Here is a 25618-nt window from a genome sequence, read left to right as displayed (position 1 = left end):
AGCCGCCGCGGTCAGTGCTGGGGGTGCGGCCGAGAGCGAAACAGCGGCCGTCGCTGGGCAGCCGCGCCGGGAGTGCGGCGGTCGGCTTCCAGTCGCAGCCGGACAGCAGACATCGATTTCACGGCGGTCTTCGACGCCACATGGTGCTGGAGGCCCAAGCTGCCGTGGCGGCGGACCTGTTCGGGATCGCGGGCGGCGAAGGCACCCGGGCGCGCTTTCAGTTGCCCGGTGGCGAGCTGCCCTGGGGCGTGGCGTGTGGTGCTGCTCTGCCCTGGGCAGCCCGCTGCACCGTTTGAGACTTGAGATTGGTCGGTCCTCCCGACCTGGCTCCTACCTGCTGGCCAGAGCTTCGGCTTCCGTACGGGCCCGCACCGCCTCCAGCTCAGCGTATTCCGCCTCCAGGATCGCGGAGCCGGCGAAGTCGATCGCGAACGACGCGCACCCCTCCGCATCATCCGCCTTGAGCTCGGCACGCTTCACGTCAAGCTCGCCCTTGCGCTCCTGGAGTTGGCTCTTGACCTTCGCTACGTGCTCCTGCCACTTGTTCCTGGCCTCTTCCAGTGACGCAGCGGCAGCGGCCTTCTGCGCGGCTCCCTCACGGCGGAGTTGCTCTGCCTGCTGTTCCGTCTCCCGCTGAACCTGTTCGATCGCGGCCGCCAGATCCTCCTGGTCCTTGGCGATGGCACTCTGCACGGTGGTGTCCTGCCACGAGGTGTAGCCGGTCAAGCGGGCGGAACGCCCAGGTCGCAGGCCTGATTGCTTTTGCCGCACGGCATGTCGGGGTTCGCGCCGCTGCGACCGGCGACAACTGCCGGGCACCTCATGTCGGGACACGCCTGTCGGGCCCGAGACCGGAGGCAGCGGGGCATGATCGGCTACACCAAGACCGGGGACGCGACCGGTGGCGGGGTTCTTCGCGCTGTTCGGCTCGTTCCTGGCGGGCCAGATCAGCGGCATCGTCGAGCACTTCCCGATGTACTTCGACTCCCTCATCGGCTGGATCAACCGGACGTTCCACACGGATCTGTCACGGGTTGAAATCCAGGGCCGGATGTTGCGCCCGGACTGGCTGCGGACGTACGTACAGAAGAGCGCGGGCGGCGTGTTTGACTTCTCGGCTTCCGTGCTGGGCGGTCTGTTCCGGCTGCTGACGATCTTCCTTTTCGCCTGCTGCTTCGCCGTGGACGGCCCCCGGCTGCGCCGCGCGCTGTGCTCGCCGCTGCCACCGGCCAAGCAGACCGAGGTGCTGCGGGCCTGGGAGATCGCGGTCGACCACTTCGTCATGCTGGCGGTGCTGGGTGTGCCGTATGCCCCTGGGCTCGCCGTGTGGGTGGGGGTGGTGTCGCAGTTCATCCCGGTCATCGGCACCTATCCGGCCGGGGCCGTGCCCATCCTGGCCGCGCTCGCCGTCGACCCCTGGTATGCGGTGTGGGTGCTGGTCTTCGTCGTGGTCTATCAGCAGTTCGAGGACTATCTGATCCAGCCGAAACTCACGTCCAAAACAGTGGACATCCATCCAGCGGTGGCCTTCGGCTCCGTGATCGCGGGCACCGCGCTGCTCGGTGTGGCCGGCACGCTGATGGCCATTCCGGTGGTGGCCACGTTGCAGCCGTTCTTCAGTGCGTGTGTGAAGCGGTACGACGTCGCGGATGATCTGCGGGCACAGAACGACCGACGTTACCCGCAGGGGTGGTCCGTCGCTGCTCGCGTGGCTGCGTGGCCTGCTGCGTCGCCGCGGCCGTTCCTGACCGGGCTTGCGAAGGCCGCCGCCAGGTGAAGCAGGGCCGGGTGAGTGACGATGGAGGTGTACGGCCCGGTCCTGCTGTTCCAGGAGGAGGCGGCGGCATGACTTATCCCTCTGATTCCCCGGGCACCGGCCCTTCGCGCGGCACCGAGCCGCAAGACGCCCCGTTGACCGAAGGCCTGGCCGCCTTGGCGAACATGGGGTGGCAGATCCTGCTCACCACGGGCCTGGCCACGATCGCCCTGGGCGTCGTGGTCTTCGCCTGGCCGGAGGAGACGCTGCGCGTCGTCGGCGTGCTCTTCGGCATCTATCTGCTGGTCACCGGCGTCTTCCAGTTGGCCGCCGCCTTCGGCACGCACGTCCCTGGGCATCTACGTGCCCTGCACTTCATCACGGGTGCGCTGTCCGTCCTGCTGGGGCTGATCTGCTTCCGAGGCACCATGCAGTCGATCTTTCTGCTCGCCCTGTGGATCGGCTTCAGCTGGCTGCTGCGCGGCATCATGGTGACGGCTGCGGCGGCCTCCGCCGAGGACATGCCGGCACGCGGCTGGCAGCTGTTCCACGGGATCATCAGCACGGTGGCGGGCATCGTGCTGATCGTCTCGCCGTTCACCTCGATCGCCGCACTCACCCTGGCGGTGGGTGTCATGGCCGTGGTCCTCGGCGTGGTCGAGGTGTTCCAGGCCATCAGGATGCGCGTCGAAGTCGGCCGTCTCGCTCCGGGCGGCACTGCCGCACAGCGGCGGCCCCTGTTCCACCGACCGCATCCCCAGCACTGATCACAGGGGCCGGACCGGCCAGTCACGGACGAGCGGGCGAAGCGCCACCCGTGCAGTGGGATGGGCACCTCGGTCAGCGACTGCACCGCACCTGATGACCATGACGGCGGACATCGATTTCACGGCGTTCTTCGACGCCACCCCAAGCCCGTACCTGGTGCTGGATACGGACCTGGTGATTCGCTACGTCAACCCGGCATGCCTGCGGACCATCGGCAGGACCGAGGAGGAGTTGATCGGGCGGTACTTCTTCGACGTCCTGCCGGACAGTCGCGGCGTCCGCGACGACGCGGAACAGAACCTGAAAGTGTCACTCCACCGGCTTCTGCACACCGGGACACCGGAAACCGCGGTGCTTCAGCGGTACGACCTTCCCGTCCCCGACCGGCCTGGCGCGTTCGAGGAGCGATGGTGGTCCGTGATCCACACCCCCATTTGCGGACCTGACGGCAGTGTGAAGTGGATCATCCAACAGGTGGCGGACGTCACGGCCTTCGTCCACTCCTCCCGGGCATGCCCGCTCGGCGAGGAGCCGACCGAGCGGGCGCAGGGCGTGGTCGCCGAGCCGTATGCGCGGGCCGGAGAGCTGCACCGGCTGAACCAGGAACTGCGCCGGGCCCACGCCCGCGAACAGCGGGTCGCCGTCACCCTGCAGGAAGCCATGCTCTCCGTCCCCGACCTGGATCGGCACACCAACATCGCCGTGCGCTACTTGCCCGCGACGACCTCACTCAACGTGTGCGGCGACTGGTACGACGTTGTCGACCTACCACCCGACCGCTACGCCGTGGCGGTCGGAGACGTCGTCGGCCACGGCCTGCACGCCGCGGCCGTCATGGGCATGCTCCGCAGCGCCCTGAGCGCCGTGATCCGCGCCATCCCCAGCCCCGCCCAGGCCTTGGAAATCCTCGGCCTCTATGCCCGCTCCGTGGACGGCGCGATGGCCACCACCGCGGTCAAGGTACTCATCGACACCCGCAGCAGGCTGATCATCTACAGCAGCGCCGGGCACCCACCACCCGTGCTGCTCCACTCCGACGGGACCTGCGAACTGCTGGACCAGGCCACCGACCCGCCACTCGGCGCACGCGAGCACCATGTCCCGCGCCCCCAGGCCGGCCTCCCCTATATCCCGGGAGACACCCTCGTGCTGTACAGCGACGGCCTCATCGAGCGCCGCGACGAGGACATCGACGCCGGCCTGGAACGCCTGACGACAGCCCTGGCCCAGGACCCGACCCTCCCAGCTGACCTGCTGGCCGACGCACTGCTGGCCCGGCTCGACGTCGCCGGGGGCGCTCCCGACGACATCGCTCTCGTCATCATCCACCTATGACCCCACGCGTCTTCTCGACCACTCCCGGAGCTGCTCCGGCCGGGATCAGAGACACGCACCTGCCGCCCGTCACCCCTTCGCGCGGGTTCGCGTGGGCTGGTTCTCCACGCCGGCGATTGCGGCGTCCAGGGCGCGGTTGAACATCGTGTCGATCACGTCGTGCGAGGGTGCGGGGGCCTCGTCCCGGTCGGGGCCCGTCGCCGTCGTGGGGAAGGTGCTCCACCGCTGTAGCGCTCCGGTCAGTTCGCTGACCAGCAGACCTGTGAACACGGCGCGCAGGGTGGCGGCGACGCGCGGGACTTCTTCAGCGGGCAGTTCCGCGGCGGCGAGTGTGTCTGTGAGTCCGCGCCAGAACGGGTCGTCCGGCTGGACGAAGTCGGCGCGCCCGAAGGAGTACCCCATCAGCTTGGGGTGACGGTGTGCCAAGGCGCGGAAGTCCAGCGCCAGTTGACGCAGTCGGTCCTGCCAGGGGGCGTCCTCCCGTTCCGGCGTGCGGAACTGTGAGCCGACGCGCTCGGTCACGCCGCGCAGCACGGCGTCCTTGTTCGGTACGTGGTGGTACAGCGACATCGGGTTCGCGTCCAGCGCCGCGGCGAGTTTGCGCATGGTCAGCGCATCGACCCCGTCGGCGTCGATGAGTTCCAGCGCCTTGGCGCAGATGCCGTCCTTGGTGAGTGGTACGTCCCTCTTCCTTGTCCCTCGGGGGGCCTTCTTTTGAGTTTCCATACGCCGTATGGTACCACTGAAGGCAGTTCCATACGCCGTATGGAAACCGGGAGTCCCGCTGCCTGTCAGCGGCTTCCCAGGCATGCCACAGCGCCCTTGCCCCTCCCTTTCTTTTCTCCGCACAAAGGAGCAAGCCATGGCCACGCAACCCGTGACTGATCTGCGTCCCATCCCGTCCCCGCGCGGGATCCCCCTGCTCGGCAACACGCCGCAGATCCCCGACACCAACCCGGTCGAGTACTTCGCCGAGCTGTCCATGCAGTTCCCCGACGGCATCTACGGCCTGGACATCGCCGGTATCGAGCAGATCTTCGTCTACGACCCGGACCTGGTGGCCGAGGTCTCCGACGAGACGCGGTTCTTCAAGCAGATCGAGAAGACGCCGCTGCAGCATGTCCGGGACTTCGCGGGCGCGGGTCTGTTCACGGCCCACCAGCACGAGGAGGAATGGGGCATGGCGCACCGGATCCTCCTGCCGGCGTTCAGCCAGCGGGCCATGAGGGCCTACTACGGGCAGATGCTGGAGATCGCCCAGAACCTGGTGGGTAAGTGGGAGCGCAAGGCGGGTCAGCCGGTCAACATCACCGACGACTACACCCGGCTGACGCTGGACACCATCGCCCTGTCGGGGTTCGGCTACCGGTTCGACTCCTTCGACAAGGAGGAGCTGCACCCCTTCCTCAACGCGCTGCTGGGCGCGCTGATCGAGTCGCTGCGGCGCTCGCAGGAGCTGCCGATGATGACCAAGCTCCGCAAGGCCGATGCCAAGAAGTACGGCGAGAACGTCCAGCTGATGCAGGAGCTGGTCGAGAGCGTGATCAAGGAGCGCCGCGAGGGGAAGGGCACCGGTGAGGAGGACCTGCTGGGCCTGATGCTGGAGGCCACCGACCCCGAGACCGGCAATCGGCTGTACGACGACAACGTCCGCGACCAGGTGCTGACGTTCCTGATCGCCGGCCACGAGACCACCAGCGGCCTGCTGGCGTTCGCCACGTACTCGCTGATGCGCAACCCGCACGCGCTGGCCCAGGCCTACGCCGAGGTGGACCGCCTGCTGCCCGGCGACACCGTCCCGGACTACGACACGATCATGCAGCTGGACGTCATCCCGCGGATCCTGGACGAGACCCTGCGCCTGTGGGCTCCCATCCCGTCGTTCGGCAAGACGGCGCGGGAGGACACCGTCATCGGCGGCCGCTACGAGCTGAAGAAGGGCGCGAAGGTCCTCATCCTCGAGGGCCCGCTGCACACCCACCCCAAGGCGTGGGACCGGCCGGACGAGTTCGACATCGACCGCTGGCTGCCGGAGAACCGCGTCCAGCACCACCCGCACGGCTACAAGCCGTTCGGCAACGGCGTACGTGCCTGCATCGGCCGCCAGTTCGCGCTCACCGAGGCCCGCCTGGCCCTCGCGCTGGTGCTGCAGAAGTTCAAGTTCTCCGACACCAACGACTACAAGATGGACCCCCGGGAGGCGCTGACGCGCAAGCCCGGCAACTTCGAGCTGATCGTCCGCCGTCGTCAGGAGCACGAGCGGACCGTCTTCGGCGCTGCGGACGTGCAGACCGGGGACACGCAGGCGCCGGCAGCGGTCAGCGGTGTCGGGGTGAACCTGACCGTCGCCTACGGCTCCAGCCTGGGTTCGTGCGAGGACCTGGCGCGCACCATCGCCGACCGAGGTGAGCGCTCCAGCTTCGGCACCACGCTGGTGAGCCTGGACGAGCTGGGTGACAACCTGCCCTCCGAGGGTCTGCTTGCCGTCGTCGCCGCCAGCTACAACGGCAAGGCGCCCGACAACGCCCAGCGCTTCGACGACCTGATCGCCGCCGGGCTGCCCGAGGGCTCGCTGTCGAACGTGCGGTTCGCGCTGCTGGGCGCCGGCAACACCCAGTGGGTGGCGACCTATCAGGCGTTCCCCCAGCGGATCGAGGCCGCCCTGCTGGCCGCCGGCGCCACCCCCGTCGTCGAGCGCGGTATCGCCGACGCCGCCGGTGACTTCGATGGCATGGCGAGTCGCTGGATGGACGGCCTGTGGGCCACTCTGGCCGAGGAATACGCCGCCGACACCTCCGACGACGGCGGGCCGCGCTATGAAGTGCAGCTGCTGACCGAGGCGGATGTGCGCCCGGCGATCGTCTCCGAGCAGGCTTACCCGCTGACGGTGGTGGCCAACGAGGAGCTCGTGTCCGACGCGACCGGGCTGTGGGACTTCAGCATCGAGCCGCCGCGCCCGTCCGCGAAGTCCCTCACCATCGAGCTGCCCGAGGGCGTCACCTACGACACCGGCAACCACCTGGCCGTCTTCGCCAAGAACGAGCCCGCGCTGGTCGACCGCGCCCTGGCCCGGCTGGGCGTCGACCGCGACCAGGTGCTCAGGCTGCAGCAGCCCGCGGGCGGCCGGACGCACCTGCCGGTGGGTACGCCCGTCACCGCGGGTCTGCTGCTCACCGAATTCCTGGAACTGCAGGACCTGGCCACCCGCTCCCAGATACAGACCCTGGCCGAGCACACCGAGTGCCCTTGGACCCGGCCGCAGTTGGAGGCGTACACGGCCGACACCGAGGAAGCCGGACAGCGGTACCAGGAGGAGATCCTCGAGAAGCGTGTCTCGGTGCTCACCCTCCTGGAGCGCTTCCCCGCGGTCGAACTGCCGCTCGCGGTGTTTCTGGAGATGATGGGCCCGATCCGTCCGCGCTTCTACTCCATCTCCTCCTCCCCGCTGGCCAGTCCGCGCCAGGTGCGCCTGACCGTCGGCCTGCTGGAAGGCCCGGCCCTGTCCGGCGACGGACAGTACCGCGGCACCTGCTCCTCCTACATGGCGCGGTTGGAGCCGGGAGACGTCGTCTACGGCTACGTCCGCGTGCCCTCCCCGACCTTCGCCCCGCCCGCCGACCCCACGACACCGCTGATCCTCATCGGCCCCGGCACCGGCATCGCACCGCTGCGCGGCTTCCTGGAGGAACGTGCCCGGCAGTACGAGAACGGCACGGAGGTGGGCCTGTCCCAGGTGTTCGTCGGCTGCCGCCACCCGCAGCACGACTACTTCTACCGGGACGAGATGGAGATGTGGGAGCTGTCCGGCGTCGCCCGGGTCCACACCGCCTTCTCCGCGGTGACCGGCCACCCGGCCCGGTTCGTACAGAACGCCATCGCGGGCGCCGCCGGCACCGTGTGGCAGGCGCTTCAGGACGGTGCCTACGTCTACGTCTGCGGTGACGGCCGCCGCATGGCGCCCGCCGTCCGCGAGGCGCTCGCCGCGGTCCACCGCGAGCACACCGGCGGCGACGACGAGGCCGCCCAGCGATGGCTCGCCCAGCTGGAAGCCGACGAGCGCTACCAGCAGGACGTCTTCGCCTGATTCCCAGACGTCGGGAGGCGTGCGACACCCCTCCCTGGCCGTACGCCTCCCGGTCCCACCCACCCGCTCAGAACCAGCCGGCACCACCGGCCTGAACCGCCGGTCGGTGCCGCTCACGGCAAGCTCACAGAAAGAAGATCCTCATGGACACCATGCTCGCCGGACGCTTCCACCTGAACAGCAAGAAGTTCGCCGTGGAAGAGGTCCCTGTCCCCGCGCCCGGCCCGGGCGAGGTTCTCATCGAGGTCAAGGCCGCCGGCGTCTGTCTCTCGGACGTCCACCTGATCGACGGCTCCCTCGTCCCGCTGTTCGCCACCTCCGACACGGTCACCGTCGGCCACGAGGTCTCCGGCGTGATCCACACCCTCGGCCCCGACCTCAAGCGCGGCCTGACCGTCGGCACCCGCGTCACCCTCGAGGCCGGCAAGACCTGCGGCCGGTGCGCCGACTGCGTACGCCGCCGCCCCTGCACCCAGATGCTCACCGCCGGCATCGACTACGACGGCGGCTGGGCGCAGTACACCGTCGCCCGCGAGGACACTCTCATCCCCATCCCCGACAGCCTCCCCTTCGACCAGGCCGCGATCATTCCCGACGCGGTTTCCACCCCCTACGCCGCCGTCGTCGCCACCGCCGGCGTCCGACCCGCCCAGTCCGTCGGCGTCTGGGGTGTGGGCGGAGTGGGCGCCCACAACGTGCGTCTCGCCCGCCTGGTCGGCGCGGCGCCGATCATTGCCGTCGACCCGCTGCCCAGCGCCCGCGAGCGTGCCCTGGCCTTCGGCGCGGACATGGCCCTGGACCCGGCCGCGCCCGACTTCGCCGACCAGGTACGCGCGGCCACCGGTGGACGGGGCCTGGACTTCGCCTTCGACTGCGCCGGTGTGCCCGTCGTCCGCGAGCAGGCCGCCTCCGTACTCGGCCTGGGCGGCTCCCTGATACTCGTCGGCATCACGCCACACCCCCTCACCATCAGCGAGGGCCTGACATTCAACTACCTGAGCAAGCAGGTGCGCGGCCACTACGGCGGCTTCCCCGAGTCCGTCACCGAGCTGGTCCGGCTGACCGCGGCCGGCCGCCTCGACCTGGCCCCCTCCATCACCGACCACATCCCGCTCGCCGCCGCCGCGGCCGCGGTCAACCGGCTGGAGAACAAGATCGGCGACCCGATCCGCCTCATCCTCGTCCCCTGACACCCCCTTTGTTCTGATCGATGCCGGTCTGGACGGCGACATAGGCACCCTGGTATCCGTCGGGGACGGGGAGTTCCTCCGCGATGCGGCTCAGCCACCGTCACGGTGGCTGCGTGGCCATGGTTGGGGTGACTTCGGCCGTACTGCCGCTGCTGCACAACACGGGTGACCAGGCCGCTGCCGCGGCTGCGAGGTCGTCCCCACACGGGGGGCCAGGGCGCCGGGGTCGGGCCGCGGTGGCGAGGACGACCCGGTCTGGGCGGAGCAGGACGGCGCCCGCGGTGCCCATCCAGTGGACCAGGGCGCTTGTGCCCGGATCGGCTTCGGCGCAATGGTCGGTGCCGCCCGTGCCGGGCCGTCGTCGGCCGGGGGCGTGCAGGTGGATGACGCGGGCGTCCAGCGCTCGTACCAGCGCGTGCAGGGCCGGGCTCAGCGACGCGGTGGCCAGGACCGCGAAGCCCTCGCCGAGCAGGTCGTCCAGCAGGCGCGGGGCGCCGTCGGCGTCGGGAAGCACCGGTTGGGGGCACAGCGTTCCGGGGCGCGGGTGGCCCCGGCGGCGGGAGCCGGCCAGAGGGCCCGGTCTCAGGGGCGGGCTGACGGCGGACAGTACGAGAGCGGAGGCGCCCGGCAAGCGGGAGAGAGCCGGCAGCACGGCATGCCGGGCCAGTGCGGTGCCCGTTCCGCCGCCGGTCATGACCGCGCCGACGGACACGGCGGTGCGGATCAACTGCCGTGCGTGCCGGTGGCGTTCGGCCTGGTACGTGTCGAGCAGGGCATCGCTCGCGCGGCCGGTGAGGACGCGGGCGAGTTTCCAGGCGAGGTTGTGGGCGTCGCGCATCCCCGCGCCCATCCCCTGCCCGATGAAGGGCGGGGTGAGGTGGGCGGCGTCACCGAGCAGGAAGATGCGGCCGGTGCGCCAGCGGTCGGCGACCTGGGCGCGGAAGGTGTAGGTGGCGGTGCGCAGGACGTGCAGTTCCGTCTCGGGGATGCCGCGCGTCCAAGGCGCGATCAGGGCGAGCAGACGCTCGCGGTCTGTGAGTTCCTCCGGCTGCTCGCCGCTGCGCAGGCGGAACTCCCAGCGGTAGCGGTCCTCGCCGACGCGCATGTAGGTGGCCGCCCGTTGCGGGTCGCAGATCTGGTGGACGCCGTCCCAGGCGGGCAGTGGCGGGCGGCAGCGTACGTCCACGACCAGCCACTGCTGAGAAGCGGCGAGGTCCTGCATCCGGGAGCCGATGGAGGCACGGACCAGGCTGCCCGCGCCGTCGCAGCCCAGGACAGCGTCGGCCAGGATCGTGCGGGTGACGCCGGTGTCCTCGTCCCGGAAAGTCACCGGCACCGGAGCGCCGCCGTGCGGGGGCGAGCTCACGGCGGTGACCTCGATGCCTCCGCGCAGCGTGACCAGCGGGTGATCCTGGAGGTTGTCCCGCATCAGTTGTTCGAGTTCGGGCTGGTCGAACATGTTGGCTTCGGGAAAGCCGTACCGGCCGCACGGGTTGTCGCGGCGGAACTCGGCCAGGACACGGTGGGAGCCGTCCAGCAGCCGCATGCCGCGGGCGGGGCGGGTGATCGCGCTGAACGTCTCATGGATGGCCATGGCCTGGAGGATGCGGTGCACCTCGTCGTCCAGGTGGACGGCGCGCGGCAGCGGATACGGGGCGCGGTGGCGTTCCAGGACCAGGGCGGGCACGCCGTGGCGGGCGAGGAGGGTGGCGGCGGTCAGCCCGGTGGGGCCGGCACCGATGACCACGACGGGTACGTGCTCAGGAGTGGTGGCGGTCACTTGCTCAGGGCTTTCATCAGGCCCAGCAGCCGGGCGCGGTCGATTTCGTTGTCTTCGCGCAGTGCGGAGATCGCCTGCAGGAGCACCCCTGGAGACGGGGTGGTGCCGAGGAAGTCGCGGGTGGCGGGCGGGCCCCACTGGGCGAGGCCGGAGGCGGACATGGCGGCCCAGCCGGGTTCGAGTGTGTGGTCGAAGACGTCGCCGTCGGTGTAGTGCTCCAGCATGAAGCGGTCGGGGTCGCGCCAGTAGTCGAAGATCTGGCTGCCCTGGATGTGCCGGCCGATGCCCCAGGAGTGGTGGTAGCCGCGCTCGCGCAGGTACTCGCCGCCGGCGGCCAGTGCGTCGAGGTCGGCGACCTGGTAGGCGGAGTGGACATAGCCGGTGTCGGGGCCGAGGTGCATGGCCAGGGTGTGGTGGTCGGCGGGTTCATCGCCGCGGTCGCAGCGGATGAAGGCCATGGTGGGGCCGCGCTCGCGCTGGCCGTCCAGGTGGAGGAAGTCGCTGACGATCAGGCCGAGGTGCTGCAGGTACCAGTCCAGGGCGCGCCGGAAGACCCGGGTGGACAGCACCACATGGCCCAGGCGCTGCACCTGGGAGGGTGTGCGGGGCGGGCGCTGGGTGGCGTTGATGCGGGCGGCCGCGGTGGTGGTGCCCGTGTTGAGGACCAGGGGCTGTTGCAGCGGTCGGGCGGGCTGCTCGGTGACGCCGTGTACGACGCGGACCGGGATGCCGGAGGGGTCCAGCAGGTCCACGGCGCGGCCGCCGCCGTACTCGGTGAGGGGCCGGACCTTGTGGCCGGTGGCGCGGGCGAGCCGGTCAAGGTCGGCGGCGTCGGCGGCCTGGAAGGCGGGGCCGATGAATCGGGAGGTGGGGCCGCAGCGGATCACCAGGCAGTGCGGTCCGGCCAGGGCGCCGCGAAGATAGAGAGTGTCGTCGGTACGGGCGGCGGTGGTGAACCCGAAGTCGTGGGCGAAGGTTTCGGCGCGGTCCAGATCGGGCTTGGTGAACTCCAGCCAGGCCAGGTCGACCACCTTGATGACGGGCTGGGCAGCGCGGCCGGGGTGCTCCCCGCGCAGGGCGCCTTGATCGCTGTGCAGACCCTGGTGGGCGTCGGCAGTGGGGACGACGGGGGTGGGTGTCGGGTCGTTCACGGGGGATTCCTTCCTGTGGCCTCCACGACCTGGCGCGAGGGTGGGGTGGGTGCCGCGGTGCCCCGGAGGCGAGGCAGGGGTGAGGGTTGGGGGCCCGGCCCGCCGACCGCGGCGGTGATCGGCAGGCCGGGTGGCACGGCAGGTGAGCGGTTCCTACCGGGCGAGGAGGCAGTTCAGTGCGGTGGTGAGTTCGGCGACCGGGTCGGTGGCCGCGCCGTGGGCGCGCCAGCCGATGAAGCGGTCCGGGCGCACGAGGACGGCGCCTTGCGCTGTGTGGCCGCGGGCGGCGGTCCAGGTGGAGCGCAGGTCGCGGTAGTCGCCGTCGAGGTGGCCGATCCGCATGACGTCCAGCGGCAACCCGCTCTCGGCGGCGATCTTCTCGGCGGCCTCGCACCAAGCCCGGCCGTCCTCTCCGGCGATCAGCAGCAGGCGGCCGGGGCGGACCAGGCGGGCCAGGGCCACGCGATGGCCGTCGGGGTCCTCAAGCCAGGCGTGGGGCAGCGGGTGTCCGGGGCGCGCGGCGGGCTGGTAGATGCGGACGGGGTCGGGGTTCTCGGGTGCGGGAGTGCCGTCGGGGACGACGGCGGCGGAGTCGTACGTGTAGCCGAACTCGACGCCCAACTCGTTGAACTCCATGGACTGGGCGGCCACGGCCGCCAGGAAGGTGCGGCGGAAGTCGGCGTCGGCGGGGTCCTCGCTCCACAGGCGGCGAGCCTGCCGCCAGTTCCTCTCCTCACTGGCCTCGGGCCCGCCGCCGAAGAGGGCGTTGATGGCGATGTGGTTCATGGCGTTCTCCAGCGATCGCTGGACGTTGGTGGCGTCCGCCGGGCGCCGCTCGGCCTCATAGGTGTCCAGCAGGGCGTCGCCGGCATGGCCGTTCAGAACGGCGGCGAGCTTCCAGGTGAGGTTCTGGACGTCGTGCATGGCGGAGGTCAGGCCGAGGCCGCCGGTCGGCGGATGCCGGTGGGCGGCGTCGCCGGCGACCAGGACGCGGCCGGCGCGGTAGCGGTCGGCCACCACGCCCTCCAGGGTCCAGCGGGAGATCATGTGGACCGTCAGGTCGCCCTCGCTCAGGCCCAGCCCTGTGCGCAGGTCGGCCAGTACGGATTCGTCGTCCAGCGCGCGGCCGTCGTCGGGCCCGTAGTTGAGGTGGAAGACCCACTCCTCGGACTCGGGCCCCCAGTGCTTGGGGCCCATGGGCACGAGAACGCCGGGGATGCCGAGGCCGGGCAGCCACAGCCAGCGGATCAGCACCTCCGGGTCGAGCGCCCAGTGGGACAGGTCGGCTGAGATGTGGAAGGAGACCACGCGGGCGAGGTCGCGCACGCCCTCCTGGACGATGCCCAGGGCGGGTCCTACGGTACGGCCGCCGTCGCAGCCCAGCAGGTAGCGGGCCCGCACCCGGTAGGTCTCCCCGGTGTCGCGGTCGGCGACGATGGCGGTGACGCCGTCGTCGTCCTGGGCGAGTCCGTTCAGCTCGTGGTGGAAGCGGATCTTGCCGGGCGCGAGTTCCTCGGCGCGGGTGCGCAGGAGCGGCTCCAGGCGGATCTGGGGCAGGTTGGCCTGCCGCTCGGGGCTCGCCGCGAGCCACTCGGGTGAGTGGCCGCCGGCTCCCCAGGCCTCCATCCTGGCGACCCTGCGGCCATAGTCCTCGTGGTCGCCCGCCAGGCCGACGTACCAGGCGGTGTGGGACATCTGCTCGGCCGGGGTGGAGGCGGCGTGGATGGTGTCGGCCACCCCGGCGTCGCGCATGACCTCCATGGCGCGCTGGTTGAGGACGTGGGCCTTGGGCAGGACGGAGGTGCTGGGCCAGGCGGTGACCAGCAGGGACTCGATGCCCATGCGGCTGAGCAGCATGGAGGCGGTGAGCCCCGCACCGCCTCCGCCGACGATGAGGACGGGGACGTCGATGTCGTTCATGGGTACTCCATGGGATGTCGCGGCTCGGGGCCATGGGGTGGGGACGGCTCAGGAGCGGCGGGGAAGAGCGCCAAGGGCGTTTCCCCGGTCGATTGATCGAGGCGGGGCGCCGGTCCTGTTCGCGGGTTGAGCGAGCGGCGGCGAGTGCGGATGCGAAACGCTGGTCGGTTGCCAGAGGCGCCCGGTCGCTGCGGGCGGACGTCGGCAGCCCGGACAGCGCGGGGGGATTGCCGGAAACAGTGGTGTCGATTCAGAGGCCGCACAGGGCCTCGACGGGCCAAGGGTGGTGCTACGCCGCCATCGCGGGGAGCCTCGGGGCGGCAGATGCCGACGGACGTCGACGCGGCTCATCGTGATGCTTCTCGGGTCCCGGGCGGCGGCGCTGCTAGCCGGCCAGCGCGACGAGATGGGCGCCGGCCAAGGCACCCACGATGACGGCCGGCAGGCAGCGGGCCGCCGGATCGCCGCTGCGCAGGTGGACGACGACGGCTCCGGCCATGAGCAGGATCAGGCCGGCCGACGCGGCGGCGCCGAGGGCGGTGATCCGCAGGCCGAGCAGCAGACCGGCCGCTGCCGCCACCTCCAGGGTGCCGAGCAGGCGGTAGTGGGTGGTGGTCATGCCGGCGTGGGACGCGGCCTGGCGCATCGCGGGGACTGCCGCGAGCTTGGCCGACCCGAGCAGGAGGAAGATCCCGGCGAGGAGGACGGCGAGGACAATGGCGGTCGTGCTCATAGGGCTTCTCTCTCAGGTGACTTGCTGGGGGCGTACTGCCAGTGCAGGGCGTACCGGTCGAGGGCCGCGGTGACCCTGCGCCGTACCGCCTCGTCGGCAAGGGCGGGCACCGTGACGCGGACACCGCCGTCGTGCGGTCGGCACAGGATGCGTTCCGGGTCGCAGTCCGCGCCCTGGGCGGCCAGTTCGGCGTGGACCGCACGGCGGGTGGCGTCAAGGCGCAGGCCGAGCTTGTAGGGCTTGCCGACGGCGGTGAGCGGGATGGCGTCGATCACGATCACCTCGCGCGGGGCGGCGGCGCGCTCGGGGACTCGTTCGGTGGCCCAGATGAGCAGTTCGGCGGGGTCGGCCTGGGCGCCGGGGGCGAGGGCGACGTAGGCGGCGGGCACCTCACCGGCGTGCGGGTCGGGACGGCCGACCGCCGCGGCGGCGGTGACCTCGGGGTGGGCGAGGAGGGCGTCCTCGATCGCGGCGGGGTCGATGTTGTGGCCGCCGCGGATGATCAGGTCCTTGGCGCGGCCGGCGAGATGGATGAAGCCGTCGGCGTCGATGCGGGCCAGGTCGCCCGTGTCCAGCCAGCCGTCGCGGATCTTCCCGGCGGTTTCCAGGCGAGGCCCGTCGGCGGTGTGCTCGGCGACGTACCCGGCGAAGAGGACCGGACCGCTGACGGCGAGCACCCCCGTGGCGCCGGGCGGCAGGTCCTGCCACTCGCCGGTGTCCGGGTCGATCCGCACGGTCTTGACCTGCTGGTAGGGCAGGCGCCGCCCCACACTGCCGGGCCGGGTGCGGCCGGGCAGGCCGAGGGCTGAGGCGCAGGTCGCCTCGGTCAGCCCGTAGCCCTCACACAGCGGGATGCCGGTGTGTTCCTCGAAGGACTCCCGCACGGCGGGCGGCAGCGGGGAGGCGCCGACGGCGGCGAACCGCATGCTGGAGATGTCCGCGTCGACCGGGACCTGGGCGAGGACGGAGTACACGGTGGGCACGCCGGACATGGTGGCGATGCGGTAGTGCTCCACCAGCTTCCAAAACACCGGGTACAGCTCGGGATCGCGGTAGCCCAGCGGCCCAGCCCACACCACTCCCCGGCCGCGCAGCAGCGGGCCGAGCAAAGTGACGATCAGGGCATTGACGTGGAACAACGGCAGCGCCGCGAACATCACCGACTCCTCGTCGAGAGGAATGCTCGCGGCCACCGTCCAGGCGTCGACGACCTCGTTGGCGTGCGTGTGCGCGGCGAGCTTGGGAGTGCCCGTGGTGCCGCCGGTGTGGAAATAGGCGGCCAGGTCGTCGGCGGCCGGGGGCTCGATGTCCACCAACCGGTCGGCGGGATGGGACGCGGCAAGCTCCGTGAGGTAGCCCACGCGTACGCCCTCGATGGGGTCCAGAGCCGGGGCGGGGCCGTCGGCCAGGGTGGGGGCCAGCGCCAGCAGCGCGTCCAGCCGCAAGGCCGCGGCGACCTGCCGGGCCGTGGCCCACATCTGCGCATCCAGCTGCGGACCGGCGGCGATGAGCACCCGCGCGCCGCCGCGCCGCAGCAGCTGCTCGACGTGCTCGGACGCCAGGCCCGGGTTCACCGGGGCGGCGATGCCCGCGGCCTGTGCGGCCAGCAGGGCGGCGGGCAGCTCGGCTGTGTTCGGCGAGAGCAGGCCCACTGCGGCGCGGCGGGTGACGCCGAGCGTGCGCAGCAGGTTGGCGGTGCGGTGCACCTGGTCGCGCAGTTGCGCGAAGGTCGCGGTGGCGGGGCGTAGGAAGCGCGCGGCGTCGGGCAGCACCGTCAGGGCCGGGCGGTCGGGCCACAGGCGGGCGGCGCGAATCAGGGTGTCGTAGGTGGTGGCAGGCAGGCCGCGCTCATGCAGCGGGACGGCCTCGATCGCGGACAGTTCCGCGATGCTGTCGGGGGCGGGCCACAGCAGGTCGGTGGGTGTGAGTGTCACCGGTGCGCCTTTGCAGGGTGAGGGATGGGGTCAAGCGGCCGGCCCGGTACGGGGAACCGGGCCGGCCGGTCCCGGGCGGGGGTCCCGGGAGTCTTCAGCGAGCGCGCACCACCGTGCGCTGCTCACCGAGATCGAGTACGCCGTCATCGGTCGCGATACGAGCCGTGACGACGTCGCCGTCCTTGAGGTAGTCGGGATTCGCCTGCTGACGGGCGAAGAACTTCTGCCAGCGCTTGTGCGGGGGCAGCAGGGCGGCGAGCGTGGTCAGGAGCCTGCCCGGGGACTTCAGGGCGGTGCCGCCGGGCGTTCCGGTGAGCAGGACGTCACCGGGCTGCAGGGTCTGGAAGCGGGCCAGCAGGCTGAGGGCGCGGGCGGGCCGGACGATCATGTCGGTGGTGCTGCGGTCCTGCCGGGTGGCCCCGTTGACCTGCAGCGTGAGCTGCAGGTCCGGCAGGCGGGCCAGATCGTCGGCATCGACCAGGAGCAGCCGGGGGCCCAGCGGGGTGAAGGTGGGGTACGACTTGGACTCGTAGAACTGCGTCTTGGGCAGCTGCAGGTCCCGCGCGCTTACGTCGTCCGCGACGACCAGCGCGGCGACGAACTCCGGCAGGGTGGAGTCGGTGACCTCGGTGCCGACCGGCAGATCGGCGCCCATCACCAGCCCCAGCTCCACCTCGTAGTCCAGGAAGCGCACGTGCTGTGGACGCACGATGTCCTGGTAGGGCCCGCTGACGGACCCGGACGCCTTGCGGAAGAACGCGGGCGGGACAGTGTCCGGGTCGAATCCGGAATCCACCGCGTGGGAACGGTAGTTGACCATCTGCGCCACTACCCGGCAGGGCGTGGTGACGGGCGACAGCAGCTCGGCCTCTCCAGCGGAAAGCCCGGCGTCGGGGTCACCTGCGGCGAGGGCAGCCGCCTGCTGCACGGCGGAACGGTCTGCGAGCAGGCCGGCGGTGGTGGCCGCGTCGGTCTCGACGCGGTGCAGCCTCCCTGTGCCGCTCTCCACCCACCAGCCGTCTGTGGTGCGGACGACCTGGATACTCATCGGCTCTCCTGAGTCCTGGACAGGCGCCGACCGGACCGCTCCCGCGAGCAGCTCCAGTCAGCAGTGATGAGAGAATCAGTCCAGATGACAACCACGTCAATGACTGTCAGCGGTGATGAAATAATCAGAACTGATTTCAATGGGTAAGGTAGATGGATGAGTATCGACCGACAGGGCATTGCCAACAGCCGGACGCCCAGCCGCGCACCCAACCGCCTGGACCGGCGCAAGGCGCGTACCCGGGCCGCGCTGATCGCCGCCGCTCAGCAGTTCCTCGCCGAGCAGGGGCGGGCCGACGTGAGCATCCAGGAGATCACCGAGGCGGCGGACGTCGGCTTTGGCTCCTTCTACAACCACTTCACCAGCAAGGACGAGCTGTTCGACGCCGCCGTCGCCCTCACCCTGGAGGAACACGGCGCACTCATGGACTCCGTTGTGGGAGACCTCAAGGATCCCGCGGAGATCTTCGCCGCCAGCGTCCGTCTGACCGGCCGGCTGCAGCGCACCCACACGCAGATCGCCAGGGTCCTCGTCCGCACCGGTATGCCCTACCTGACCTCCGACAGCGGCCTGGCCCCGCGGGCGATACGAGACCTGCAGGCCGCCGCTGACAACGGACGGCTGGACATCGACGACCCGCACACCGCCTTGGCCATGGTCGGCGGCGCCCTGCTCGGAGTGCTCCACCTGCTGGAGACCCGCCCGGACCTCGACGCCGAGCAGGTTTCCGATCAACTGGCCACCCGTCTGCTGCGCATGTTCGGCATGACACACGCCGAAGCACAGGAGATCGCCGGCCGGCCCCTGCCGTCACTGCCTCGGACCTGACACCCCGTCCTGACGCAGCCGGTCTCAGGCACCTTGCGACATGTGGGCATCACTGCTCACGACATACCCGCCCGAGGCGCCAGGCGGCCACTGCCGGTGACGGGGCTCACCGTGGGGCCGGATGACGTGCGGGCCTCCGGTAACACCGACCAGGCCCACGCACGCGCTGTCGATGCGAGGGCGTTGCTGTCCGACGAGGACATGTCGGACGCACTCGGGTTCCAGATCTCCCCGGACACCGAGCCGGGGCAGGTCAAGGCGCTGGGTCCTCCCGTTCAGCGGCGAGGTGACAGTGAGTACGGCGGTCTCGGTCCTCTCCGACAACCGCATCGCGTTCGCGGAGGTCCGCGCCACCCAGGGACATCTGCCCCCTCCCGGGCGAGCTGTGCTCGACAGGGTGCTGGCAGAGCCCGTTGTCCTGCGCAGCATCCCTGGGGGGCTGCACCTGCGATCGGTCGCCGTGACGACGACCACACTCGACGCGCGCTTCACCGCTGACAAAGTCACCTTCCGGCCGCCGCCCGCCCAGGGAAGCGTCCCCAGGGGATACGCCGCGCCGCGTCGAGGGCCCGGCCATTTCTGCCGAGGTGACGTCGGGGTTTCCGTCTCGGTAATCCTGGCGGGCTCTGATCACGATGGGAGCCCGGCGCCTCGCCGTGGGCTGGAGCGGAGGTGCCGCGGGCTCGGCCCCGGGCCACAGGCGGCACCTGCCGCTCCAGCCGCCTTCTGCGCGGGGACTCGGCGCTTCCACGACGGTCGGCTGGGCGGGAACGGAAACGGACGAGTGTGTCCTGAGGGTGTATTCAGCGATTCAGGGTCAGAGCGCGCCACCCTGCGCTGCGGGAGACGATCTCGGGCAGGTGATTCGAGAGGATCTCGTAGTGCTGGCCCTCGTACTCGATGAGTTTCTTGGGTTCGGGAACCCTCCCGAACATCTCGCGGACCGCGCTGCGGGTACTGCGGGCGCACCCGCACTTCGCCGAGATCGCGGGCGGGCCCCTACGCCGAGCGCATCACCGCGCCGCTGCTCATGATCCTCGCTTCCAAGGACACCGTGGCGCCGGCCAAGGAGTGCGTCCCCGCTCCCCGCGCCAGTGTGGTCTCGATGCGGTCGCGCAGCGCGGCGAGCACCTCGTGCGCCTCGTGTCGGGAGCCCAGCGTCCTGCTGGTGCTGACCGCTTCCGAGGCACTGGACCACACCCGGCGGATGTAGTGGAGCGCACGTGACTCGCCCGAGCACAGCGCAATGCTCCGGGCATGCCTGGCACCCTCATGCTCCGGATGCAGCAGGAGCCGGGTCAACTGGTCGACGGTGCCGCCGATACGGGCCACGTGACAGGCGATGGCCGCAGTGATCCGGTGCCCGTGCTCGGCAGCGCCCCGGCGGTTCCCACGCAGCACCACGGCCCGGCCGTCGGAGGCGAGCCTGCTGCAACTACCGGCGGCGTAGCGGCCGGTGAGGTCCCCGAGGAGGACGAGATGGGCTGCGCCGAGGGCAGGTGGGAGAGGCCCAACGGGCCGGACGGGTGGGAGTGCTCCTGCTGGAGGTACGTCGGATAGGCGCTGTGTGGCACGGTGGGGTCGTCTCGCAAAGACGTGGACGCCATCCAGGCCCGCTAAAACCACGGGTGGTGTCCGGGACCGACCTCCCATCGGTGCGGCCAAGGCCTCCAGGACGGCCATCCTGGAGGCCTTCGCGCGTCTGGCCCCGCCTCTGAAACCCGTCTTGGCAGGTCGCAGCCTCATCGCCTCCACACAAGCGCAGGTCAGAAAGATGCGCTAGCTGTACCACTGGTTCCTGGCGAAGGCGGTCATGTGCGGCATAGTTGCGGCTCCCGTCTGTGTGCGGTGGTGGCATCGTCCGGAAGGGCGGTGGGGCGCCGCAATACTTCTTCCGCCTCGCGGAAGCGGGTCGGCGAGGTGCCTTTCGCACTGCTGCCCGAGCCGCTGTGATCATGAGACAACTGCCCTTCCCGTCATGCACACTTGACCCCCGCACTGCACAACGGGGGAGGCGACACGCCATGAAGGTGACGCTGCGGCTGATCGACGAGACCGGGGCGGAGACGACGGGTGCCGATTTCGTCGCGATCCGGAAGCAGTTGACCCAGCGGCCCGAGCTGCGCGGGTATGTGGACGTCGTGCGCGGTGAGGCCGAGAACGGGGAGATGGGCAGCGGTCTTGAGCTGCTGCTCGTCGGGATCGGGAGCGGGGGCGCTCTCACCGCCCTCATCACCACGCTCCCCGCCCTGCTCACGGCCCGCCGGTCGCCGACCTCCGTGGAGATCACCCTGGCCGACGGCCGCAGCGCCAAGGTCACCGCCGACTCGGCCGAGGATGCGCGGGCCCTGCTGGAGGAGGCCTTGCGGGACCACCTGAACCCGCCACAGCCGTGAGGTCCAGGCTGCCGGATCCCCGAGGGTCACGGGCGGTCCTCATCGGCACCTCCTCCTACGACAGCCCGGACCTCAAGCCCCTTCTCGCCGTCCGGAACAACCTGGAGGTGCTGTCGGAGCTGCTCACCGCGGACTCGGGCGCGTTCCTCCCGGGCCGGTGCACCGTCGTACAGGATTCCTCCGACCCGCGCGGAGTGTGCCGCACGATCCGCGAGGCGGCGGCCGACGCCCCCGACACGCTGCTGGTGTACTTCTCCGGGCACGGCATCCACAACCACGACTACAGCGAGCTGCATCTGGCGCTCAGCGGCACCGACCAGAACGACCTGCGCTGGACGACGGTGCCGTTCCAGGCGATCCGGGAGATCTTCGAGACCGCGCCCTGCCGGAACAGGATCCTCATTCTGGACTGCTGTCAGAGCGGTTGGGTGCTGGACTCGATGATGGGCGACGTGGGAGGCGGAGAGGAGCCTCTGGAGATCCGGGGGACGTATCTGCTCACCTCCTCCTCCGGTGACCTGAAGTCGTTCGCGCCGCCGACGGACCGCTACACCGCGTTCACCGGCGAACTCATCCAGCTCCTGCGCGACGGTCTGCCGGGCGGCCCCGAACTGCTGCCGCTGAGTGCTCTGTTCGAGCCGTTGGCGGCGGCGCTGCAGGCGCGGTCCATGCCGAGCCCACGGCAGCAGGGGTCGGACGGGCACGCGGCGTTGGCGCTGGTGCGGAACCGGGCGGTGGAGGGAGGGGATGCCGCTGAGCGGCCTGTTGCCGTGAAGGACGGGGGCCCGGTGCCCGTGACCCGGCTGCAGCCCGAGGTCTGGCGTCGGCGTCTATTGGAGTGGCCCGTCGCTGCCTCGGGGATGTTGGGCATCGGCTGGGTCGGAGTCCGGTTCGGTCCCCAGGACGGGGAGACGATGGAGCCGCTCTCCCCGGCCGGGCTGGTCACGGGCGGCGCGATAGCCGCGATGGTCCTGCTGTTCGGCACGCTGGGCCGAGTGCTGCCCAGCGGCTACACGCTGATCATCGGCCCGGACGGGATCGAGGTGCGCTACAGCAAGGACCAGCACTTCTACTACCCGTGGCACCGGGTGAGCAGGGTGTCCATCGCGGTCGCCAGGGGCGGGCGCCTGAGAGGCACCCGCTACACGCTCATGCTGAAGCCGAAACCGGGCGTCCTGGTCGAAACCGCCAAACGCGGTGCCCCCGGCCCTCGGTGGGACAGCAGAAGAGGCGCTCTGCGTTTCGCCGGCCTGAGCCACCTCGACGCTCCACCCGCCGCCGTGGAGAAAGCCCTCGCGCGAACCGCGGGCTCGGCCTGGACCCCCAGCAACGCACCGCTCGGTCCGCCCGCACCCGACGAGGACACGGTGGCGGTCTTCTCCGCGGCGCGGGGCTACTTCATCACCATCGCGGTGCTCTCCGCGCTGTTCGCGTACGCCGCGTTCCCCAAGGACCTGCTGACCGGCCCCCTCCGTCTGGGGCTCGGGCTGCCGTCCCTCGCGCTCTCGGTCACCGCATGCTCGGTGACCTGGTTCGCTGTCTCACGGATCGCCCACCCGGTCCGGCTGGTGATCAGCGCGGCCGGTGTGGCGCTCAGCAGTGCGGAGACCGAGATCGTCTACGCCTGGTCCGAGATAGAGCGGATCGGTGTCGTCAGCTGGCCCGGCGGCCTCGACCGGCTCGGCCTGCTGGCCTTGCGCCCGCTCAACCGGGCCACCGCACCGGAACCGGTCGACCGCTCCGCGTTCTATCTGCCCCGGCTCACCATTGGCTGCGTCACCGTGTGCACGCTTCCTGAACTCGCCGTCGACCAGCGTGAGTTGCACACGGCTCTCGAAAGGTTCGCCGGGGACGGGCAACTCGCGCCACCGGGCCGGGACTGGCTACGGCCCACACGGTACGAGGTGCCACGCGTGCCGCGAACGTCCGACGAAGGGACGACCTTCAAAGGGCTGCGGTCGAAGGGCACGGCGATGGTCCTCTGCGCGTTCCTCGTCGCGCCACTGATGGCTCTGACCTTCTGGGCCGACGATCGGGAAATTCCGGTGCTGCTCGCCGCGTTCCAGTCGCTCGTGCTCGCCAATGTGCCCCTGTTCGGCTTGGCCGCCTACTTTTTGACGAACCGTCATCGAGTGGCCCTTCGCATCGGAGCGGCCGGTCTCACCCTCACCTGCTCCGGCCTCCGCGCCCGCACCCTCCGTGTCCCCTGGGGCGACATAGAGAGCGTCGGCATCATCGCCACCCAACACCCCGCCGTCCGGCACTCCTTGGTGATGTGGCTCAGACCCGGCGCCCGGCCGCCCCGCTTCATGTGGTGGCCCTACCGGCAGGAATACGGCGGCCTGCGCCTGATCTCCATCGAGGGCAGCCGCCTGGACACCACGCCCGAGGATCTCGACCGCGCCCTGGCCCACCACGCCGGTCGACGTCACGCGCGCATTCAGCGGCTGTCCCACCCCGGCACCGGTGGATGAGTCCCGGCACAAGATCCCCCGGCACCCCCCGTACCGCCGACTTTCACACAGCAGCCACCAGACCCTTCCCTGACGTTTGGTGCTCTTGGAACACTCCTTCCGCGCGCAATCCGTCAAACGGCTCCGTCCGGTCGAACACCCTCAAGGGGAGAGGTCCCTCACTCATGCCCGATGTCAACCGGCGCAGATTCCTCCAACTCGCGGGCGCCACCTCGGCGTTCACCGCACTGTCGAGCAGCATCCAGCGTGCCGCCGCCATCCCGGCGAACCACCGCACGGGGTCGATCGAGGACGTCGAGCACATTGTCGTCCTGATGCAGGAGAACCGTTCGTTCGACCACTACTTCGGCAAGCTGAGAGGCGTTCGCGGCTTCGGCGACCCGCACCCGGCGCGGCTGGACAGCGGCAAGTCGGTCTGGCACCAGTCCGACGGCACCAAGGAGCTGCTGCCCTTCCATCCGACCGCCGACGACCTCGGCATGCAGTTCCTGGAGGGGCTGCCGCACGGCTGGACCGACGGTCAGCAGGCGTACAACGGCGGCAAGTACGACAAGTGGGTCCCGGCGAAGGGCACCACGACGATGGCGTACCTGACCCGCGAGGACATCCCGTTCCACTACGCCCTCGCCGACGCCTTCACCGTCTGCGACGCCTACCACTGCTCGTTCATCGGCTCCACCGACCCGAACCGCTACTACATGTGGTCGGGTTACACGGGGAACGACGGCCAGGGTGGCGGGCCCGTCCTCGGCAACGACGAGTTGGGGTACGGGTGGACCACCTACCCGGAGCGGCTCGAAGAGGCCGGGATCTCCTGGAAGATCTATCAGGACATCGGTGACGGGCTCGACGCCGCCGGGTCCTGGGGCTGGATCGCCGACGCCTACCGCGGCAACTACGGCGACAACTCCCTGCTGTACTTCGACAAGTACCGCAACGCCCAGCCCGGCGAGCCCTGGTACGACAAGGCCCGTAGCGGCACCGACGTCAAGAACGGCGACGGCTACTTCGACCGGCTCCGGGCCGACGTCAAGGCCGGGACGCTGCCGCAGATCTCCTGGATCGCCTCCCCGGAAGCGTTCTCCGAGCACTCCAACTGGCCCTCCAACTACGGCGCCTGGTACATCGCCCAGGTCCTGGACGCGCTCACCTCCAACCCGGAGGTCTGGTCCAGGACGGCCCTGTTCATCACGTACGACGAGAACGACGGCTTCTTCGACCACCTGGTGCCGCCGCTGCCGCCGAAGGACGCCTCCCGGGGCAAGTCCACCGTCGATGTCGCGCTCGACCTCTACCCCGGTGACAGCAGGCGCCCGGCCGGTGCCTACGGCCTAGGCCCGCGTGTGCCGATGCTGGTGGTCTCGCCGTGGAGCAAGGGCGGTTACGTCTGCTCCGAGACTCTCGACCACACCTCGATCCTCCAGTTCATGGAGCGCCGGTTCGGGGTGCAGGAGACCAACATCTCTCCGTGGCGCCGTACCGTCTGCGGCGATCTCACCTCGGCCTTCGACTTCTCCCGCAAGGACAGCCGCCCGGCCGCCCTGCCGGAGACGGACGAGTACGAGCCGCAGGACCGCGAGCGGCACCCCGACTACAAGCCGACGCCGCCCGCCGACCCGGACATGCCCCGCCAGGAGCGCGGTCTGCGTCCCGCCCGCCCGCTGAAGTACTCCCCGTACACGGACGGCTCGGTGGACGCGGCGGCCGGCAAGTTCACGCTGACCTTCGCCTCCGGCGCCCACGCGGGCGCCGCCTTCCTGGTCACCTCCGGCAACCGCACCGACGGGCCGTGGACGTACACCACCGAGGCCGGCAAGAACATCGCCGACACCTGGAACTCGGCGTACTCGAACGGCTCGTACGACCTGACCGTGCACGGGCCCAACGGCTTCCTGCGCGTCTTCAAGGGCCCGAACAAGACCGCCGGGCCCGAGGTCACCGCCCGGCACATCGGCGACGACGTGCGGCTCACCTTCACGAACAAGGGGGAGACGAGTGTCCGGCTGAAGGTCAGCAATGGGTACGGCGGTCGGGCTCGGACCTTCACCGTGCGACCCGGCGCCACCGTCCGGCACACCGTCGACCTCGCGGCGAGCCGGCGCTGGTACGACCTGACGGTCACCTCCGACGCCGACCCGGCGTTCCTGCGGAGGTTCGCCGGGCACGTCGAGAACGGGCGTCCCGGGGTGAGCGACCCGGCGATCGTCGTGGACTGACGCCG

General features: G+C 70.5%; 18 protein-coding genes and 1 pseudogene. 10 read left to right on the top strand and 9 right to left on the bottom strand.

Going from position 1 to position 25618, the window contains the following annotated elements; all coding sequences use genetic code 11:
• Nucleotides 1-330: 330 nt before the first annotated feature.
• Nucleotides 331-726 (bottom strand): hypothetical protein, encoded by a 396-nt coding sequence (locus BN159_RS08475; RefSeq protein ID WP_086016417.1) that lies wholly within the window; start codon nt 724-726, stop codon nt 331-333.
• A 178-nt stretch (nt 727-904) separates the two neighbouring features.
• On the opposite strand from BN159_RS08475, the pseudogene BN159_RS08470 reads away from it, so the two are divergent.
• The 3 genes and pseudogenes from BN159_RS08470 to BN159_RS08460 form a co-directional block, all read left to right on the top strand.
• Nucleotides 905-1777, top strand: a pseudogene (locus BN159_RS08470) (AI-2E family transporter); the annotation flags it as partial.
• A gap of 68 nt (nt 1778-1845) precedes the next feature.
• Nucleotides 1846-2523, top strand: coding sequence for an HdeD family acid-resistance protein (locus BN159_RS08465; RefSeq protein WP_015656521.1), 678 nt, complete (start codon nt 1846-1848; stop codon nt 2521-2523).
• 100 nt (nt 2524-2623) lie between these two features.
• Nucleotides 2624-3859: a PP2C family protein-serine/threonine phosphatase gene (locus BN159_RS08460; protein ID WP_041818968.1), complete on the top strand. Its 1236-nt coding sequence runs from the start codon at nt 2624-2626 to the stop codon at nt 3857-3859.
• A 69-nt stretch (nt 3860-3928) separates the two neighbouring features.
• Here BN159_RS08460 and BN159_RS08455 read toward each other — a convergent pair whose 3' ends face one another.
• A complete protein-coding gene (locus BN159_RS08455; protein WP_041818966.1) occupies nt 3929-4585 on the bottom strand; it encodes a TetR/AcrR family transcriptional regulator in 657 nt (218 codons plus the stop codon).
• A gap of 136 nt (nt 4586-4721) precedes the next feature.
• On the opposite strand from BN159_RS08455, the gene BN159_RS08450 reads away from it, so the two are divergent.
• Nucleotides 4722-7943, top strand: a complete 3222-nt coding sequence (locus BN159_RS08450) for a bifunctional cytochrome P450/NADPH--P450 reductase (protein WP_015656518.1) — start codon at nt 4722-4724, stop codon at nt 7941-7943.
• A gap of 143 nt (nt 7944-8086) precedes the next feature.
• A complete protein-coding gene (locus BN159_RS08445) occupies nt 8087-9133 on the top strand; it encodes a zinc-binding dehydrogenase (protein ID WP_015656517.1) in 1047 nt (348 codons plus the stop codon).
• Between the two features lie 100 nt (nt 9134-9233).
• Here the strand turns inward: BN159_RS08445 and mhpA are convergent, their stop codons facing one another.
• The 6 genes from mhpA to BN159_RS08415 form a co-directional block, all read right to left on the bottom strand.
• Entirely contained in the window at nt 9234-10913 is a 1680-nt protein-coding gene (mhpA, locus tag BN159_RS08440) for a bifunctional 3-(3-hydroxy-phenyl)propionate/3-hydroxycinnamic acid hydroxylase MhpA (protein ID WP_015656516.1), read from the bottom strand.
• Nucleotides 10910-12064 (bottom strand): VOC family protein, encoded by a 1155-nt coding sequence (locus tag BN159_RS08435; protein ID WP_015656515.1) that lies wholly within the window; start codon nt 12062-12064, stop codon nt 10910-10912. Before BN159_RS08435 ends, mhpA begins: the two co-directional genes overlap by 4 nt.
• A 153-nt stretch (nt 12065-12217) precedes the next feature.
• Nucleotides 12218-13984: an FAD-dependent monooxygenase gene (locus tag BN159_RS08430; protein WP_015656514.1), complete on the bottom strand. Its 1767-nt coding sequence runs from the start codon at nt 13982-13984 to the stop codon at nt 12218-12220.
• Between the two features lie 385 nt (nt 13985-14369).
• Entirely contained in the window at nt 14370-14717 is a 348-nt protein-coding gene (locus BN159_RS08425; RefSeq protein ID WP_015656513.1) for a DoxX family protein, read from the bottom strand.
• On the bottom strand, nt 14714-16651 hold the full coding sequence (locus BN159_RS08420) for an acyl-CoA synthetase (RefSeq protein ID WP_015656512.1): 1938 nt from the start codon (nt 16649-16651) through the stop codon (nt 14714-14716). Before BN159_RS08420 ends, BN159_RS08425 begins: the two co-directional genes overlap by 4 nt.
• 94 nt (nt 16652-16745) lie before the next feature.
• Nucleotides 16746-17699 carry a fumarylacetoacetate hydrolase family protein gene (locus BN159_RS08415; protein WP_015656511.1) on the bottom strand — a complete coding sequence of 318 codons (954 nt, stop codon included), beginning with the start codon at nt 17697-17699 and terminating at the stop codon, nt 16746-16748.
• Nucleotides 17700-17855: 156 nt separating this feature from the next.
• Here BN159_RS08415 and BN159_RS08410 point away from each other — a divergent pair, with 156 nt between their 5' ends.
• The gene (locus tag BN159_RS08410) at nt 17856-18527 is read left to right on the top strand and encodes a TetR/AcrR family transcriptional regulator (RefSeq protein WP_015656510.1); all 672 of its coding nucleotides are present in this window, start codon (nt 17856-17858) and stop codon (nt 18525-18527) included.
• 9 nt (nt 18528-18536) lie between these two features.
• Nucleotides 18537-19025 (top strand): LmeA family phospholipid-binding protein, encoded by a 489-nt coding sequence (locus tag BN159_RS47715; protein WP_078598771.1) that lies wholly within the window; start codon nt 18537-18539, stop codon nt 19023-19025.
• A 501-nt stretch (nt 19026-19526) separates the two neighbouring features.
• Here the strand turns inward: BN159_RS47715 and BN159_RS08405 are convergent.
• The gene (locus tag BN159_RS08405) at nt 19527-19931 is read right to left on the bottom strand and encodes a hypothetical protein (RefSeq protein WP_015656508.1); all 405 of its coding nucleotides are present in this window, start codon (nt 19929-19931) and stop codon (nt 19527-19529) included.
• 620 nt (nt 19932-20551) lie between these two features.
• Between BN159_RS08405 and BN159_RS08400 the strand changes: the two genes are divergently transcribed.
• The 3 genes from BN159_RS08400 to BN159_RS08390 all read left to right on the top strand — a co-directional run bounded on the left by BN159_RS08400 (nt 20552) and on the right by BN159_RS08390 (nt 25613).
• Nucleotides 20552-20923, top strand: coding sequence for an effector-associated constant component EACC1 (locus tag BN159_RS08400; protein ID WP_015656507.1), 372 nt, complete (start codon nt 20552-20554; stop codon nt 20921-20923).
• Nucleotides 20920-23397: a caspase, EACC1-associated type gene (locus BN159_RS42780; RefSeq protein ID WP_015656506.1), complete on the top strand. Its 2478-nt coding sequence runs from the start codon at nt 20920-20922 to the stop codon at nt 23395-23397. The genes BN159_RS08400 and BN159_RS42780 overlap by 4 nt, the downstream gene beginning before the upstream one ends.
• Before the next feature lie 164 nt (nt 23398-23561).
• Nucleotides 23562-25613: a phosphocholine-specific phospholipase C gene (locus BN159_RS08390; protein ID WP_015656505.1), complete on the top strand. Its 2052-nt coding sequence runs from the start codon at nt 23562-23564 to the stop codon at nt 25611-25613.
• Nucleotides 25614-25618: the final 5 nt, after the last annotated feature.

The organism is Streptomyces davaonensis JCM 4913, from assembly GCF_000349325.1.
GTDB lineage: Bacteria > Actinomycetota > Actinomycetes > Streptomycetales > Streptomycetaceae > Streptomyces > Streptomyces davaonensis.
The sequence above is the reverse complement of the archived record's forward strand: the minus strand, read 5'-3'. Positions and strand labels throughout refer to the sequence as shown.